At 44.3% G+C, this 15,658-nt stretch carries 16 protein-coding genes; 10 read left to right on the top strand and 6 right to left on the bottom strand.

Annotation, left to right across the window (positions count from 1 at the left end; translation table 11 throughout):
• The first annotated feature begins 41 nt into the window (after positions 1–41).
• The 5 genes from GC098_RS14680 to GC098_RS14660 all read left to right on the top strand — a co-directional run bounded on the left by GC098_RS14680 (position 42) and on the right by GC098_RS14660 (position 5,211).
• Positions 42–1,391 (top strand): ABC transporter substrate-binding protein, encoded by a 1,350-nt coding sequence (locus GC098_RS14680; RefSeq protein WP_171643882.1) that lies wholly within the window; start codon positions 42–44, stop codon positions 1,389–1,391.
• 81 nt (positions 1,392–1,472) lie between these two features.
• Positions 1,473–2,366 carry a carbohydrate ABC transporter permease gene (locus tag GC098_RS14675; RefSeq protein WP_171643881.1) on the top strand — a complete coding sequence of 298 codons (894 nt, stop codon included), beginning with the start codon at positions 1,473–1,475 and terminating at the stop codon, positions 2,364–2,366.
• Positions 2,366–3,205, top strand: a complete 840-nt coding sequence (locus GC098_RS14670; RefSeq protein ID WP_171643880.1) for a carbohydrate ABC transporter permease — start codon at positions 2,366–2,368, stop codon at positions 3,203–3,205. The genes GC098_RS14675 and GC098_RS14670 overlap by 1 nt, the downstream gene beginning before the upstream one ends.
• Before the next feature lie 67 nt (positions 3,206–3,272).
• Complete coding sequence (locus GC098_RS14665) at positions 3,273–3,974, top strand: copper homeostasis protein CutC (protein WP_171643879.1); 702 nt, start codon at positions 3,273–3,275, stop codon at positions 3,972–3,974.
• A gap of 70 nt (positions 3,975–4,044) precedes the next feature.
• On the top strand, positions 4,045–5,211 hold the full coding sequence (locus GC098_RS14660) for an ROK family transcriptional regulator (protein WP_171643878.1): 1,167 nt from the start codon (positions 4,045–4,047) through the stop codon (positions 5,209–5,211).
• Between the two features lie 57 nt (positions 5,212–5,268).
• Here GC098_RS14660 and GC098_RS14655 read toward each other — a convergent pair whose 3' ends face one another.
• Positions 5,269–5,712 (bottom strand): PepSY-associated TM helix domain-containing protein, encoded by a 444-nt coding sequence (locus tag GC098_RS14655; protein ID WP_171643877.1) that lies wholly within the window; start codon positions 5,710–5,712, stop codon positions 5,269–5,271.
• Between the two features lie 185 nt (positions 5,713–5,897).
• The gene (locus tag GC098_RS14650; RefSeq protein WP_246358614.1) at positions 5,898–7,382 is read right to left on the bottom strand and encodes a DHA2 family efflux MFS transporter permease subunit; all 1,485 of its coding nucleotides are present in this window, start codon (positions 7,380–7,382) and stop codon (positions 5,898–5,900) included.
• Between the two features lie 118 nt (positions 7,383–7,500).
• Between GC098_RS14650 and GC098_RS14645 the strand changes: the two genes are divergently transcribed.
• Positions 7,501–8,040: a PadR family transcriptional regulator gene (locus GC098_RS14645; RefSeq protein ID WP_171643876.1), complete on the top strand. Its 540-nt coding sequence runs from the start codon at positions 7,501–7,503 to the stop codon at positions 8,038–8,040.
• Between the two features lie 138 nt (positions 8,041–8,178).
• Positions 8,179–8,814: a DUF2306 domain-containing protein gene (locus GC098_RS14640; RefSeq protein ID WP_171643875.1), complete on the top strand. Its 636-nt coding sequence runs from the start codon at positions 8,179–8,181 to the stop codon at positions 8,812–8,814.
• 2 nt (positions 8,815–8,816) lie between these two features.
• Here the strand turns inward: GC098_RS14640 and GC098_RS14635 are convergent, their stop codons facing one another.
• From GC098_RS14635 to GC098_RS14625, 3 genes are read right to left on the bottom strand one after another with little or no spacing between them, the layout of a single operon-like run.
• Positions 8,817–9,293, bottom strand: a complete 477-nt coding sequence (locus GC098_RS14635; protein ID WP_312880127.1) for a dihydrofolate reductase — start codon at positions 9,291–9,293, stop codon at positions 8,817–8,819.
• A 27-nt stretch (positions 9,294–9,320) separates the two neighbouring features.
• Positions 9,321–9,845 (bottom strand): AAA family ATPase, encoded by a 525-nt coding sequence (locus tag GC098_RS14630; RefSeq protein WP_171643873.1) that lies wholly within the window; start codon positions 9,843–9,845, stop codon positions 9,321–9,323.
• Positions 9,846–9,866: 21 nt separating this feature from the next.
• Entirely contained in the window at positions 9,867–10,352 is a 486-nt protein-coding gene (locus GC098_RS14625) for a hypothetical protein (RefSeq protein WP_171643872.1), read from the bottom strand.
• Positions 10,353–10,513: 161 nt separating this feature from the next.
• Between GC098_RS14625 and GC098_RS14620 the strand changes: the two genes are divergently transcribed.
• From GC098_RS14620 to GC098_RS14610, 3 genes are all read left to right on the top strand, one after another.
• Positions 10,514–12,106 carry an MDR family MFS transporter gene (locus tag GC098_RS14620; RefSeq protein ID WP_171643871.1) on the top strand — a complete coding sequence of 531 codons (1,593 nt, stop codon included), beginning with the start codon at positions 10,514–10,516 and terminating at the stop codon, positions 12,104–12,106.
• Between the two features lie 77 nt (positions 12,107–12,183).
• On the top strand, positions 12,184–12,861 hold the full coding sequence (locus GC098_RS14615) for a response regulator transcription factor (RefSeq protein WP_171643870.1): 678 nt from the start codon (positions 12,184–12,186) through the stop codon (positions 12,859–12,861).
• Positions 12,858–13,943 (top strand): HAMP domain-containing sensor histidine kinase, encoded by a 1,086-nt coding sequence (locus GC098_RS14610; RefSeq protein ID WP_312880126.1) that lies wholly within the window; start codon positions 12,858–12,860, stop codon positions 13,941–13,943. Before GC098_RS14615 ends, GC098_RS14610 begins: the two co-directional genes overlap by 4 nt.
• A 1,310-nt stretch (positions 13,944–15,253) precedes the next feature.
• On the opposite strand, the gene GC098_RS14605 is transcribed toward GC098_RS14610, so the two are convergent.
• Positions 15,254–15,640: an MmcQ/YjbR family DNA-binding protein gene (locus GC098_RS14605; RefSeq protein WP_171643869.1), complete on the bottom strand. Its 387-nt coding sequence runs from the start codon at positions 15,638–15,640 to the stop codon at positions 15,254–15,256.
• Positions 15,641–15,658 lie beyond the last annotated feature (18 nt).

Genomic DNA, 15,658 nt, shown 5'->3' with positions numbered 1-15,658 from the left:
AGATTTTATAACATAGATCATATTACAGGAGGGGTTATAAAATGAAGAAAAAAGCTACGATTCTAGCCTTATGCACCAGTCTTGTACTTACTTTTGCCTTAGCAGGCTGCTCTACAAATGGCGGACAGAATGAAGCGGCAAAAGCCACTGGAGCTGCAGGAGCCAAAGAAGCCACAGGCAAGAAAGCAAAAATCTCGTATCTCGATCCGCTTCCAAGCCCGGAAAGAACAGCGCTTATGCAGGGGCTTTTGAAGAAATTCCAAGAGAAAAACCCGAATATCGAAGTTGAATATACGTCTGTCCCTTGGGATGATGCGAATAAGAAATGGATGACCATGGGTGCAGCTGGCATTCTTCCCGACGTATTGAGTATTGATGATACTTCCTTAGTAGCCATGGCTTCAGCTGGATATATCGAGAACCTGCAGCCCTTTTATGACAAATGGGATCAATTAAATAATTTGACGGAAGCAACCAAACAAGCGAGAAATAAATACAAAGGTAATGTCTATGCGATTCCAGATGGATTCTTGCTGCAGGGCTTGTTTATCAGAAGCGATTGGTTTAAAGAACTGAATATGCCCGAAACCATCGCGACATGGGATGATTACTTTAATCTAGCGCAAAAATTTACAGACTCTGCGAAAAACAGGTACGGTATTTCCTTTAGGGGAGGGGCTAACGGCGTTATTCGAGCAATGGAATATGTAATGGCGGCGGTCCACTCCGACAGTTGGTTTGATAAGGATGGCAAATCGATTTTGTATAAACCTGAAGGCGCTGCGGCCTTTAAGAAATTTTATGATGTTTACTTAAACGGAAATGCTCCTAAAGAGTCTGTCAATTGGGGCTTCAACGAAATGGTTCAAGGATTCTTAAACGGTCAAACGGCTATTTTAAATCAAACACCTGAAGTTATTATTTCAGCTCAGAAAAATATGAAAGAAGGCACCTGGAATGTTGTTCCAATGCCTAAAGCCGATGACGGAAAACGTTACATTTTCTGGGGTTACACAGCCGCTTACGCTATGTCTTCCAAATCACAAAATAAAGAGGCTTCCTGGAAGCTAATCGAATTCTTAAGCTCTCCTGAGAATAACCTAGCGTACAGCATTAAAAACTCTACGATTCCTATTTACAAAGACAACCTGAAAGATCCGTTCTTCAGCAAAGGTCCTATTGCTGGGTATGCGGGTTCCATGGCGGATTCCAACATTGTGTTTGCAGGCCCTCCGAGCCATTTAACGAAGCTTGGTCAATTCACGGGAACGTTCGCAGTGGAAGAGACGCAAAAATATTTGACAAAAGCGCAATCGCTCGAGGATACTGTTAAACATCTTGCAGATTTTCTAACCAAAGAACAACAAGCTTATATGAAGGAAAATCCATAAAAAAAGAAGGCAGATAACCGGGGACACGAATGAATCCCCGGTTATCTATTCTGAAGTATTGAAAAGGCGGGGAGAGAAAGCATGCTAAAAGCAATTCGATGGAAATCATTCGAGCCCTATTTATTAATTACTCCTGCTGTTCTAATTATTCTAGCTTTTTTTGCTTATCCTTTACTATCAGGACTTAAGCTTGCTTTTATGCATTATGTCTTATTTGAACCGGGTAATATCCACTTTTCAGGTTTTGAAAATTTCAGATCTTTGCTGGCAGATAAGAATCTCCCTCAAATATTAGGTAATTCTGTACTTTGGGTCATCTTAACGGTAGGCTTGCAATTCGTTCTTGGATTTATTTTAGCACTAGCGCTAAATAAGCAGTTTAAAGGAAAAAACATCTACCAATCTATTGTTTTTCTGCCTTGGGCCGTGTCTGCTTTTTTAATCGGGATGATTTTTAAATGGTTGTTTAATGAACAGAATGGGCTTATTAATTACTTATTGGTGAAACTCGGAATTCTGGAAAAAGGCATCCCCTTTTTGGCTATTCCACATGTCTCTATTTTCCCAGTCATCGCTGCTATGGTTTGGTATGGAGTGCCTTTTTTCGGGATTATGATTCTTGCTGCTCTACAAAACGTACCTAAAGACATCTATGAATCTGCTGATATTGATGGGGCAGGCCGAATGACCAAGCTGTTTAAGGTTACGATTCCTTATATCAAACCGACGATTATTATTACCTTGCTGCTCCGAGTGATTTGGGTATTCAATTCAGCCGATTTGATCTACATCATGACCAATGGGGGTCCAGCGAATACTTCTCATAACTTGCCTTCCTATATATTTAATAAAATCTTTTATACGACGGACTACGGGCAAGCCTCCGCTTTGGGAATTATGATGCTAGTGATTCTTATTCTTTATACGTTAATTTTCTTGAAATCGACTAAATATGATGATGCAGGTGATTTCTAATGGTCTCCTATGTTCGGAATGTAACCCCGACAGTTTCACGAGTCATTGCGTTAACATTGTTCTTAATCGGTGCTTTGTTTCCTTTTTATTGGATGTTAGTCACTTCTCTAAAGGATAGACAGGAAATTTATAGTGGGAAGCTAACGCTTTGGCCCCAAAATTTAACGTTTTCGAACTATATAGACACATTCCAGAATTCTAACTTTCCGCAATATTTTATGAACAGCTTTATTGTAAGTATAAGTAGTTCAATCCTGGTGTTGTTTGTATCCATTCTTGGTGGCTATAGTATGGCCAGATATTCATTTCGAGGCAAAAAGTTATTTCTAATATCCTTTTTAGCTACTCAGATGATTCCTGTGATGGTCATTCTAGTTCCGCTCTTCATTACATTCAGCCAAATACACTTGTTAAATAAACTGCCTTCGTTGATTATTACTTATACGGCCATGAACATTCCTTTTTGCTTACTGACGATGTCCAGTTTCTTTCAAAGAATTCCCGTCTCTCTTGAGGAAGCGGCTCTTATTGACGGGTGTAATAAATTTCAAACGATGACCAAGATTATTCTGCCCATAATGCGGCCGGGAATTGTTGCTACCCTTGTATTCGCATTTACAGGAGCGTGGAATGATTTATTTTTCGGGGTTATGTTTACGAATAGCGAAAGCACCAAAACAGTCCCTGTAGGACTAAGCAGTTTTGTGCAAAAATTTGATATTAACTGGGGTCAAATGAGCGCAGCGGGTATTTTATCCTTGATTCCGGTTGTGATTATGTTCGCTTTTGCCCAAAAATACATTGTATCAGGGCTTACAGAGGGCGCAGTCAAAGGATAACGACTTCACTTGGTGAGCGGAGAGACTTTGAGCTACGCTCAAAGATCCCTATATTAGGAGGAGAATTATGCTGTTGGAAGTGATTGCAACTACAGTGAGGGATGCTTTATTGGCCGAGCAGAGCGGCGCGGATCGTATCGAACTCATAACAGGGATTCTAGAGGGTGGGCTAACGCCTAGTTACGGCTTAATTGATGAGGTTGTGCATAGCACGAATATCCCTGTTCAAGTGATGATTCGCCCGCATAGCCAATCTTTTTGCTATGACCAGAGAGATCTGGGCGTTATGGTGAAAGATATACAGACTGTGAAACAGATTGGCGCTCATGGCATTGTACTTGGGGCGCTTACCTCAGACCGTAGGATTGATCACGAGACGCTGCGACGATTATTATTTGAGGCAGAAGGATTATCTGTGACTTTTCATCGTGCATTTGACGAAGTAAGTAATCTGGAGAAGGCTCTAGAGGAACTTTTATCTTATAGCCAAATTAATCGGGTGCTCACATCTGGGGGAAAGCCAAACGTGTTTGATGCGCAAGAAGAAATAAGCCGGCTTGTTAAACAAACGGAACATTCTCACCTGCAAATCTTAGCTGGAAGTGGATTGACGGTAAGTGCAATCCCCTCCTTCCTTCAATCAACTGGTGTTAAAGAGATTCATTTCGGCAGAGGGGTACGAGTGGATAATAATCCGCTAAATGAGATCGATACGGAAAAAATTAAAGATATTAAAAATATAGGTAGGGATCATGTTGCTAATGGTTGACTGCGGTGTATAGGATGGTTAACATTAGATTTATTAACATGGGTGGAATAAAGAAGAGGTATCCAAGTAAATGAAAAAAATTGAGAAGCATGACCAAGATGTTATCAGACTGCACAATAAGCAGATGATTTTGGAAATCATTAAAAAGAGTCGGCCCATCTCCCGTGCGGAAATCACCAAAATCACCAAATTGAGTCCTACATCCGTTGGGCGTATCGTAGGTGAGTTATGTGAACAAGGATTGGTGAGGGAAACCGCGTTAACCTCAGTAGGTGTTGGACGTAAGGCGATTATGTTAGATATCGATCCTCAGGCGGTTTATACCATTGGAGTGGACATCGGTAAAAAGGCGATTAAGTTCGGAGTTATGGAGTTCAGCGGCGAACTTCTCCATGAGGAACGAGTTGAGCATGTCGCTCTGCAAACAACCCATGAAGCTACGGCCGCCGTCATCTCCGAAACGATTAACTTGATTATTGCTAATAAAAATCTCGACAAGTCTAAAATCATTGGCATCGGCATCGGCGTGCCCGGTGTGATCGACCATGAACGGGGAATCGTCCAATATTCGTCAACGTTGGGTTGGAGAAATATCCCTTTGGCCCAGTTCATCCAGGACAAGCTGCATATTCTTACGGTCATTGACAATGACTTGAAAGTGAAAATCCTTGCTGAGTATTTACTAGGCTCCGCGCAAGGATCGAGAAAGACAGCATTGATTGAGTTGGGCACCGGAGTCGGCTCCTCTTTGATCATTGATGGCGACATTTTTCGTGGGGGGTCAAACAGTGCAGGGGAGTTAGGACATACAACGCTGGATCCGAATGGCAACATGTGTGAATGTGGCAAAAGAGGATGTCTGCAAACGTATATCGACGAGTCGGCTATTTTGCATGAAGCAAACCGAATCAAGGAGACCGCCGATATTCAGCAGCTGTTTGCAGCTGCACAAAACGAAGAGAACTGGGCCCAAGATATTATTTCCAGAACTTCGCTTTACATTGGCATAACCATTAACAATATCGTCTGCATGTACAATCCCGATGCCGTCATTTTGTGTGGTGATTTGGTGGAAAACTACAGTGAGATTGTGCCTTTAATCGAAGAACAGTGTGGGCAGGTGGTATGGGAACCTTTCCGTGACACGTTTAAAATCCTGACTTCCGAGTTGAAGAGCAAATCGATCGTTGTAGGCGCAGCCATGTTAGTGATGAATAACTACGTCGATAAATCTTGATGAAATAAAAGCGTTACGAACGTTTGAGGCGGCAGCCCCACGTCCGTAACGCTTTTTTTAGGCTTCTAAAACCCGGCGCTTCTTCCTTTGAATTCCTTGTGCACGAAGCGTTTTGATCGATAAAATAATGCCCGTAATCGTGAGGAAGATCATACTAAGCGCTGCTAAATCGACAAGCCATTTCACATTCGTACTCCCGATTTTTCCCTCATGAAGTCCCTTGATGAACCCTGTCAGACTGTTAGCTCCATCCTGACCGGGGCCGGGGCCGTTAAATGCAGGTCTATTTCCCTGCGTAGCTCCAGCTGTTCCTTGATCACTCGCTACAGATGGAGTCATCGAATTGGAGGTTTGAGATATGGCCCCAGGAGGCCGCATTTCTGTTTCTGCCGAGCCGGTCAGCCACTTCTCGGATAAGAGAAGCCCCGTAATCGATTGGATCAAAATAAAAACCGAGCAAATCAAGCCAATCCATAAATGCAGTTGACGTGTTCTTTTCATGTGAAACCCACCTTTTCCAAATTTGTTGGTATAGGTGTAAGTATAGGGGCTTATCCTGAAATGATTCTGAGGCCTAGCTGAGGGATTGCTGAGTATAGATAGCGCAAAAAAACCTACTGATGCATGTTGCATACAGTAGGTTTTTCAATATGTTACTAGGCAGCCTGTGTCGGCCACGGGCCTTCTTATTCAGCTGGTTTGGGTTGAACAACGACTGGAGTCGGAGCAGCAGTTGTCTTCTCTGTTGGCGAAGTCTGTTTGCCAATGAACAAGCTGAGCGGCAGCGCGGCTAGCACGATGAACGTGGCTAGTAAGTAAACATCATTCACACTCATCGTGAATGACTGCATCCCGATTTGTACCTTATCCTTCAAGCCGCTGCTGGCCAAATCTTTGGCATGCGTGGCCGTTTGAGTTGAAAGGACAGAAGTGAATAGGGCAATCGCAAAGGAGCCGAACACATTACGCACCCAGTTGCTGATCGAGGTCGCATGACCGGACAATGTTCTCGGAATTTGCTCCATCCCAGCATTACTCGATGGCATAGTGGCAAAGGCGATCCCGAGGTTCCGAACGATCATCCAGAACACGATATAACCGCGAGATACATCGACACTTAACCAGCTAAGTGTTAATGTTCCAATAGCAATTAAGGAAATACCGATGAAAATGAGAATACGCGGACCTACAATACTATATAGTTTACCCACAATCGGCATGCTTAATGCCATCACAAGTGAGGCAGGAAGCAGGATTAAGCCTGTATCAAGCGGCGTCACGTGTTGAATATTTTGCAGGAATATAGGAGTCAAAAAAGTGCCTGAGTACAAACTAATCGTGACAATACTAGAAATAATTAGTGTTAGTGTATAACGTGAATTAGATAATACGCGAATATTCAGCAACGGTGTTTCTACGCGCAGTTCTCTCCAGATGAAGAGCAGAAGAACGAGAATACCTGTTGCAAACAATCCAATGACTTTACCTGACGTCCATCCCCATGCATGACCTTGAGAGAAGGCGACGAGTAAGGAAAGACTGCTCACGATGACTGTTAATAAGCCAAGTAGATCAAACTTTTTCGGTACAGAAAGACGATAGTAAGGAATCAACTTAAATACGAGAACAATGGCAATGACGCCGACAGGTACGTTCATGAGGAACAACCAATGCCAGCTCCAATTTTGCAAAAGCCATCCGGCCAAGGTAGGCCCAATAGCAGGAGCCATCATGGCAGACAAGGACCAAAGGGAAATCGCAATCGGCTGTTTATCCCGCGGTATCACTTGGTACACAATGGTCATGGTCGCCGGCATGATGAGTCCGCTGAAGGCGCCTTGCGCAATGCGGAAGGCAATGAGAGAAGGAGCGTCCCAAGCGATCGCGCATAAAAAGGAAAACACTGTAAAGCCCGCGAGTGCCGTGGCATACAGAAGCTTATAGCTGAACCGCTCACCCAAATAGCCTGTAATTGGGGCGATCGTACCGCTAGCAAGCATGAAGCCTGTAATCGTCCATTGAATTTTGCTTAAATCAGTATGAAAATGATCACTTAAAATCGGTATCGCAATATTAATTGTACTCATACTCAGGATCGCAACGAACGACCCGAAGAAAATAGCAATCATGATCGGCCAGAAACGCACTTGCTGTAGTTCATCCTTGCTCAAAGTAATACCTCCACTCTATCCATTGATCTTATCTGTAGTATTCTCTATAATTTGAATGAAAATTATCATACTACCAAATGAACGTATATGTCAATAATGACATAACAAAGGAGTGGCTATGAATACCCTTTCATATGGCTTACTAAGCCTTTTAACCAGAAATTCCCGAACGGGCTATGAACTAACGCAAAATATTCAGCCATTTTGGCAAGCGAAACATAGTCAAATCTACCCTCTCCTTGCTCAATTAGAACAGAAGGGGTACGTTGAATTTGTGCATGTTCCTCAGTCGGATAAACCGGATAAAAAGGTGTATTCCTTAACGGATAATGGCAGGGAAGCACTCCAGCAATGGATTGCGCAGCCTACAGATGAGCCCGTCGTAAGGGACGAGTTGGCTCTGAAGGTATTCTGCATTGGCCTTGTAAACAAGGAACAAGCGCTGAAAGTACTTCATGAGCGTGAGGTATACTACCAGAAGAAGAAAGAGAAGTTTGCACAATCTTTTGAACGAATTAAACAAGATAGTGTTAAACCGCTCGAGGAACTGGAGATCCATGATCCGTTATTCGGGCTCTATGTGCTGATTCAGAAAGCAACGCTAAAAATAGACGCAGACTTGGTCTGGTGCGAATGGATGAAGACTAAACTGAAATAAATGTAACGAGTTAAGATTTATTTAAGGATTCATTTAGCAGGGTTTTAGACTAGAGAGGAGAGACTTTGGTCTACGACCAAAGATCCCTATATATGGTAAGATAGCAGAAGGAGTGATGAATATAAACGGGGGCTGTATATGAGTAAAAAGCTAGGAATTTTCTTTATGATCATCATCGTAGGGGTGGCGATTGCCGCGGTATTTCCCTACGTCACTTTGAATCCGGCCGACAGCCGAGTCAAGCTAAATACGGCATTTTCCCTACACTATACCGTACTTGTTCTGCATATTGGATTCGCGTTCGTTGCGCTCGTTAGTGGTTTATTTCAATTTCACAAGCGCTTCCGCACCAACTATCCGGCATGGCATCGGGCTTTGGGACGCGTATATGTCGTCAGCGTTATGCTGGGCGGTCTCTTGGGACTCGTTATGACCTTGTATATCGAAAGCTTTACGAAGGCCATGGCATTTCTAGCGCTGAGTTTACTATGGCTATTTACCTGGAAAGGCTTCCGCTACGCTGTACAAAGGCAATTTGACGAGCATCGTGTCTGGATGATTCGCAGCTACGCCATTACACTCGTCGCCACATCGGCAAGGCTGATTGTCCCGATCTGTATTTTGCTGTATATCGCTAAAATGGGGTTCCATCTTCCCGCGGGCGGTCGTGAGCAAATGGTCGCTGATATTTTAGAAATAAACATCTGGATCGGTTTGCTTATCAATCTCATTGTTGTGGAATGGTTCCTGTTAAAACCTCGGAAAGGTAAATAGATTCACTTTTTTCTTTCATAGGTGTAGTAAGTATACGGAATGGTGCCATCCATTTTCTGATGATAGGTCAGGTCGAATGCATCCTTTTCGAATTCAGGGAAATAAATATTACCTTCGATTTCTTGCTCAACAACCGTAAGATATAATTTATCGGCAGAGGGCAGCGCTTCTTTATAAATTTCTCCACCGCCAGCGATGAAAATTTCTTCCTCGTCTTTCAGTAGCGCATAAGCTTCATTCAGCGATTTTACCGTTATACAATTCGTTTCCGTGATTTGCTGAGTTCTTGAAATGATAACGGTCTTCCTTTGAGGCAATGGCTTGCCAATGGACTCATACGTTTTTCTCCCCATAATGATGGATTTTCCGAGAGTCAGCTCCTTGAAACGCTTTTGCTCACCTGGTATGTGCCATGGAATAATCTCATCCATACCTATCACACCGTTGATTGATGCTGCTGCTATTAATGAAACGACCACTGAGATAACCCCCATTTTGAAGTTCGGTTAGGATATTTTCTTTAAAATAATGCGAAGGATATCTTCCGTTTCCAATTCATCCGTCATAATATGATCCTCAAAAACAGGGTCCTTTAACGCGGCTACACACTTGTCCACTTGCTGAAATTGCCATCCCCCCGGCTCATCACCACGTTTGGTTAAACGTCTATGCAGTGTTTCCGCGGAAGCGCTAAGGCAGAAATGAAAGAGATCCTTGTCCACATCTTTGAATCCATCATAGATATAGTCGAAATTTTGGCGTTTATAAATGGTCATCGGCACAATGAGATGCTTGTTGTACGTCGATTTCAACTCCGCAGCAGCCTTGACCGTGAGAACCTTCCACAGCTCCATATCTTGAAAATCATCTGTTCGCTCATGGACGAGTCGATCCTCTACAGTAACTAGCTTTCTAAGCAAATAACCGATCTCTTCCGGGTCAAAAATCATGCTGTTTGGGATGAAAGGGAGCAGCCCATTTGCGGTTGTCGTCTTTCCTGCTCCGAAAGCTCCATTAATCATGATAATCATGGTATCTCTCCTTATGTTAGATCAACTGCCAACCTCCTGAATGACCGTTTGGATCTTCTGCAGCCGGATATACTCGGACTTTTCCAGCTGAGGCCGGAAGTAGGCGTACAGATAGGCGGCGTCATGAAATTCCAGACCGGGGTAGCAAACAACCTCTTGTACGACTTGAGGGTTATCCATAATAACCTGCCACTCGCCTTTGCGGTCTGTTGGAGATATGGAAGATAAGACATGCTTTTTCGCTGCTAAGGTAGCATTAAGTTCAGGCCAAATGCATTCCCACGAGGGGCTGAAGATAACAGGCTCAGGGAACAGACGGCTTGCTTTGGCGATGGTCATCTCAATGCCTTCGATGTCGGAATCCCCGGCTGTTTTGATGGCCTCCGTCATGCCATCTAGCAGTCGGCGAAACCCGGAGTATCCCTCGGAGAGGACTTCATTCTGAAACGCATTTTCTGCTTCGACGGTGGGAAGCGTTTTGAAATCTTCATATGTATGATTGGCCATATAGTATGTACCCCCAAACAGTTCCTTTTCCCAAAATGTATCACAAAATTTTTTCCAATAAAAGCCTTTACATATTAAATTGCCCTCTTTGGTTTAAATTCAGTTTATAAATGTCCCTTATGCTAATTTCATTCGAAGGAAATGGCAAAGGAGCGATAGCAATGAGTAGTGAACCAAAGAAAGTAGTGTGGATTATAGTAGGACTAATGCTCGGGATGCTGCTTGGAGCCCTAGATCAGACGATCATCTCGACGGCGATGCCAACCGTTATTCGAGATTTGGGCGGGATTGCGATGTATAGCTGGGTGTTCTCTATCTACATGTTAACCTCGACGACTAGTATGCCCATCTTTGGGAAATTGGCGGACCTATATGGTAGGAAACGTATTTACCTCGTAGGGATTGGTATTTTCGTAATAGGCTCTGCGCTATGCGGTCTGGCGACGAACATGACGGAGCTAATCATCTACCGTGGACTGCAAGGTATTGGCGCGGGTGCATTAATGCCGATTGCGATGACGATTATTGGCGATATTATGCCCGTAGAGAAACGTGGAAAAATGCAAGGATTGTTCGGCGGTGTCATGGCTTTGTCTAGTATAATTGGGCCAGCTATCGGCGGTTTTATCGTGGAACATTTGAACTGGAACTGGATTTTCTATGTGAATCTTCCGTTTGGTATCGCAGCAATGGTGATTATCGGTTCAACGCTTAAAGAAAGCCGTACCAATGAGAAACGCTCCATAGATTGGTTGGGTGCACTCACATTAAGTGGAGCTATTGTTTCAGGTTTGCTCGGTCTGGTGCTTGGGGGCGATCCGGAGGCATCGGGAAGCCTACATTATGCGTGGGGCTCTCCACAAATTATCGGTCTTTTCTCAGCGAGTGCCATTCTTCTGGGGCTATTCCTCTGGATTGAAACCAAAGCCAAAGAGCCAATGATCCCCCTGCATTTGTTCAAAAATAAAGTCATTTCCGTCACCAGCATGATTGCCGTTTTGATGAGCGTAGGCATGTTTGGTGCAATTACGTACATTCCTTTATTCGTTCAAGGCGTCATTGGCGTCAGCCCTTCGATTGCTGGTTATATCTTGACGCCTCTTATGTTATCCGTTGTGGCATCAGCCATTATTGGCGGAAGGATGTCGAGCAAAGTTTCCTATCGCACCTTAATAGGTACAGGGATGATTCTCATAGGTATCGGATTCACCTTCATGTCAACCATGGATGCAGGTACATCCAAGCTCCTCATCATCCTCTATATGATCGTGGCTGGGCTAGGAATGGGTCTTATTATGCCAACGCTAAACATTGCGGTGCAAGGTGAAGCTGGGCCGACTAGTCGCGGTATTGTAACATCGCTAGTACAATTTTTCCGTTCCATCGGGGCAACGGTGGGGGTGAGCATCATGGGAGTCATGATGACGAATCGGATGGCAGAAGGCCTTTCCGGTATGGGCGAAAAGTTCCGCCAGATCCCTGCGGAGCAGCTCAAACAATTCGCCAATCCACAGCTGCTGCTGGATGCGAATGCGCGATTGAAGCTGCCTGCCGACATTTTGGCAGAGCTGCAGCAAGTGTTTGTTCATGGTTTGAGCGGTATATTCTTGGCAGGGAGTCTCATTGTTTTTGCCGGAGTTATCATCACATTCTTCTTAGGTAAGGCAAGGATGCTGCCGCAAGAGACAAAGCCCATCGACAACGATGTACGTCCGAATAAAGACTCGGTGCTGCAGCAATCTGAATTCGTCTAAACCCGTTTGCTGTTGTATGCTAGAAAGAAATAAAGATTTAATAAAAGGATACAAGACTTAAAAAGTGAGGCTACACTATGGCACCCATTATGATCGTAGATGATGATCCTTATATACGCGAGCTCGTCCGCGTCTTCATGCTGAAAGAAGGCTTCGATGTCATCGAAGCCTCTGACGGCGCAGATGCGCTAAAACAACTCGAAACCGTCCAAGTCGACATGGTGATCATGGATATCATGATGCCGAATATGGACGGGTGGGAGCTGTGCAAAGAGCTGAGGGAGCATTACGATATCCCTCTGCTTATGCTCACCGCCAAAGGCGAAACCTCGCAGAAGGTCAAAGGCTTCGAGCTGGGCACCGACGATTACCTCGTCAAGCCGTTCGAGCCTGTGGAGCTGGCGATGCGAGTGAAGGCGCTGCTGAAGCGTTACAAAATTGCTTCTTCCCAAACGGTTCAGGTCGGAGACCTGAGCATGAACCGCAAAACCTACGAAGTAACCGTAGGCTCCGAGAGCGTCACCTTACCGCTCAAAGAATTCGAGCTGCTCTATAAGTTGGCGAGCTATCCAGGCAAAACCTTCTCGCGTGACCAGTTGATCGAGCAGATTTGGGGCTTCGATTACGAAGGTAACGAACGCACCGTAGATGTGCACATTAATCGGCTTCGCGAGCGCTTTCCTGAGGAGCGGCACGCTTTTCGGATCGCAACAATCCGTGGGTTAGGTTATCGGATGGAGGTGCTGCGAACATGAGAATGAAGAAGCGAAAGAGGTTAGTAAAGAGCAAAATGACAAAAGCTCAGCGGGTACGCGGCTTTTTGTCTGCTGTAAGCATTTTTGTGCTTATTATTCTTTATTGGTTGGCAGCCTTTTACGGGACAGAATGGCTATTTGCGTCTATCAACAAGCGCCCTTCAGCGGTCGTTGTCCAATTGATCAATTCGCTCGGCGGCATGTTTCTTTGGGGAATAACCATGGCCTTCCTAGGCAGGTTTTTCCGCAGTAAGCAAATGCTCTTCTTTAAAACGATGGTTCAGGCGATTCAAAGTATGTCTAGAGGGGATTTCAACGTGTCCGTCGATAATAATCCACATGGTGGTCCTTTCGTGGAGCTGGTGGATTCAATCAACAACATGGCCGTTGAATTAGGGCAGTTAGAGAAAATGAGGCAGGAATTCATCTCCAACGTATCCCACGAAATTCAGTCGCCACTGACCTCGATTAGCGGCTTCTCCCGCGCTCTACAGAATGACCAGATTACAGCTGAGGAGCGAAAGCATTATCTAGAAATCATTGAAGCTGAGAGTACTCGGCTATCCAAGCTTAGCGATAACTTACTGAAGCTATCTTCGTTAGAATCGCAGCACCACCCATTTGAGCCGAAAAGTTACCGGCTGGATAAGCAAATACGCAATCATATTCTGGCCTGCGAACCACAGTGGGTGGATAAAGACATAGAGATGGATGTTGAACTAGAGGAGATTACACTAATTGCTGACGAAGACCTGCTGAGCCAGGTATGGACCAATCTGATTCATAACGCTATCAAATTCACGCCTAATGGCGGAACGATCGGCGTTCATCTCACAAGCAGCGGGGAAGAAGGGATTATCCGAATATCAAATAATGGGGCGGGCATTTCGGAGGAGGATCGAGCGCATATTTTTGAACGTTTTTATAAAGCAGATAAATCCAGAAATCGAACGTCTGGCGGTAATGGACTTGGCCTGTCTATCGTGAAGAAAATTACCGAAATGCATCAGGGAACTATTTCCGTAGTCAGTGCGCCGGAAGAGAAGACCACATTTACAGTTCGACTACCGCTGCCAAAGTAAGGAGTGAACGCAAATAGAGACCCCCGCTTATCTATGATAACCGGAGGTCCCTAAGGATCAATAATGGTATTCAATTGTACCTACACAACTCCAATCAATCAACTAACGTTGCAAATTACGACATTACTTACGAACGGATCCTTTCCTCGAATAAACGCTATTCACATTTACCGTGTTGGATTCCCACATGCCCGATGAACGAAAAACCGTTCCCGCACCTTTTCTTCCGTCGTTTGAAGTAAAAGTGGGCATGTTTCGCTAACGTGGTCCATTGGACTATCCCCTTCCTAAGTTGAGAATATCCTGGCTCCTATCAGGGTGCCGTACCGTCTGTGCGGCTTGTCCTTCAAGTGGGCCTGCTCTTATAATAGCCCATTATTAAAATATTGTAAATATTCAGATTATTCGATAAAATCTGATTTTAGCCGACAAATTTAGGTTATTCGTTGAATTCCTTCCGTATACTTTGTTTTTAGGCTAAATCCTGATTTCTTGTTTGTGAGCGCTAAGTGAACTTGCAATCTCGGGGTGGAACTCGATTTGTGAGCGTGATTGTCGCGAGTGAACTGCTTCTGGGGCGAGTGAGGCTATGCTGGTTTGATGCCGATTTCCATTGCTAGCGGGAAGTGTTCAACACAATCAACCTTCCTCTTGAGTGTGAGGTATCAACTAGACTCCTCTAGCACGCGACACTCTTTGGACTGCTCGAACACCATTTGATGTATAACATGCAGTTAATTTCGCTTTAGTTAGGCTTTGTGTTTCAATTTGCTGCATTTCCTGCATCAAATTTCTATGAAATTGCCCTTTTGGACCCAATCAGGAGAAATTACCTGTACATTTTGCAGTAAATTCCTCCAACAAACGTTCAACTCGTAAATTTAGATGCACAAAATGCATGTAGTGTGATTTTCACTCTCTACCACGCTATCTCCATAACCTTTTCTTCCAACCGCAGCACGATCCAACTGACGACATTCCTATCTACTCTGCACTCTAATGTGAACTCTTCTGCTCATAAGGGTGTTTTTCATCGTTAAAGTCGGGATACTGCTCCGTATCATCAATATAACGATGAAAAACATCGTTATATTACTATCTACATGGCTTGTATGAGAAATCTCCTGTCGTAAGCGTGCTTTTCATTGTTAAAGTCGGGGTATGGGGGACTGCTCAATATCATCACTTTAATGATGAAAATCATCGAATGATTGACTGAGGTTTAGATACTAGACTACTTGGAGAGGCAACTCTGTGTAACTTGCCCCGAAAACAGGGGTTAATGGCAAGAAGCCAACCGAAACATGCAGCTATTTCCGAGTTGCTTGCAGCTGGCTGAGAAGCTTTTTCGGAGCCGTCCGGGCATATCCTTCCATCATCAGGTCCTCGATTTCCTTCCAAGGGACCTTGTCTGTATCTAGAATTGAAATCCAGCCATGCTGTCCAATGTAGGGCGTTTTGTGGTAGGGTGTACCCTCTTGATGAAGGAGGAACTCTTGTGTTGTCAGGTTCGTTTTGATAGCTGTAGATGGTTGACCATCCTTCTCGCCCATCATCACGAAGGGTTTATCTTTCACGCGGAAGGTGATATGTCCGAAGCCATCCACTTTTTCTTCTACTTCAGGCAGTTCCATGCAGAAAACCCTTACCTTGGCGACCAATTCTAAGCCTTTGATGCTTACAAACTGATGTGTCATACGAAGCACTCCTTATTA

The organism is Paenibacillus phytorum, from assembly GCF_013141715.1.
GTDB lineage: Bacteria > Bacillota > Bacilli > Paenibacillales > NBRC-103111 > Paenibacillus_E > Paenibacillus_E phytorum.
Note: the sequence above shows the minus strand (reverse complement) of the source record. Positions and strands in the feature narration are given on the sequence as shown.

What these genes read in the sequence shown, in the direction of transcription:
- GC098_RS14680 (WP_171643882.1), top strand. Translation starts at nt 42, where the DNA reads ATGAAGAAAAAAGCTACGATTCTAGCCTTATGCACCAGTCTTGTACTT.
- GC098_RS14675 (WP_171643881.1), top strand. Translation starts at nt 1,473, where the DNA reads ATGCTAAAAGCAATTCGATGGAAATCATTCGAGCCCTATTTATTAATT.
- GC098_RS14670 (WP_171643880.1), top strand. Translation starts at nt 2,366, where the DNA reads ATGGTCTCCTATGTTCGGAATGTAACCCCGACAGTTTCACGAGTCATT.
- GC098_RS14665 (WP_171643879.1), top strand. Translation starts at nt 3,273, where the DNA reads ATGCTGTTGGAAGTGATTGCAACTACAGTGAGGGATGCTTTATTGGCC.
- GC098_RS14660 (WP_171643878.1), top strand. Translation starts at nt 4,045, where the DNA reads ATGAAAAAAATTGAGAAGCATGACCAAGATGTTATCAGACTGCACAAT.
- GC098_RS14655 (WP_171643877.1), bottom strand. Translation starts at nt 5,712, where the DNA reads ATGAAAAGAACACGTCAACTGCATTTATGGATTGGCTTGATTTGCTCG.
- GC098_RS14645 (WP_171643876.1), top strand. Translation starts at nt 7,501, where the DNA reads ATGAATACCCTTTCATATGGCTTACTAAGCCTTTTAACCAGAAATTCC.
- GC098_RS14640 (WP_171643875.1), top strand. Translation starts at nt 8,179, where the DNA reads ATGAGTAAAAAGCTAGGAATTTTCTTTATGATCATCATCGTAGGGGTG.
- GC098_RS14630 (WP_171643873.1), bottom strand. Translation starts at nt 9,845, where the DNA reads ATGATTATCATGATTAATGGAGCTTTCGGAGCAGGAAAGACGACAACC.
- GC098_RS14625 (WP_171643872.1), bottom strand. Translation starts at nt 10,352, where the DNA reads ATGGCCAATCATACATATGAAGATTTCAAAACGCTTCCCACCGTCGAA.
- GC098_RS14620 (WP_171643871.1), top strand. Translation starts at nt 10,514, where the DNA reads ATGAGTAGTGAACCAAAGAAAGTAGTGTGGATTATAGTAGGACTAATG.
- GC098_RS14615 (WP_171643870.1), top strand. Translation starts at nt 12,184, where the DNA reads ATGGCACCCATTATGATCGTAGATGATGATCCTTATATACGCGAGCTC.
- GC098_RS14610 (WP_312880126.1), top strand. Translation starts at nt 12,858, where the DNA reads ATGAGAATGAAGAAGCGAAAGAGGTTAGTAAAGAGCAAAATGACAAAA.
- GC098_RS14605 (WP_171643869.1), bottom strand. Translation starts at nt 15,640, where the DNA reads ATGACACATCAGTTTGTAAGCATCAAAGGCTTAGAATTGGTCGCCAAG.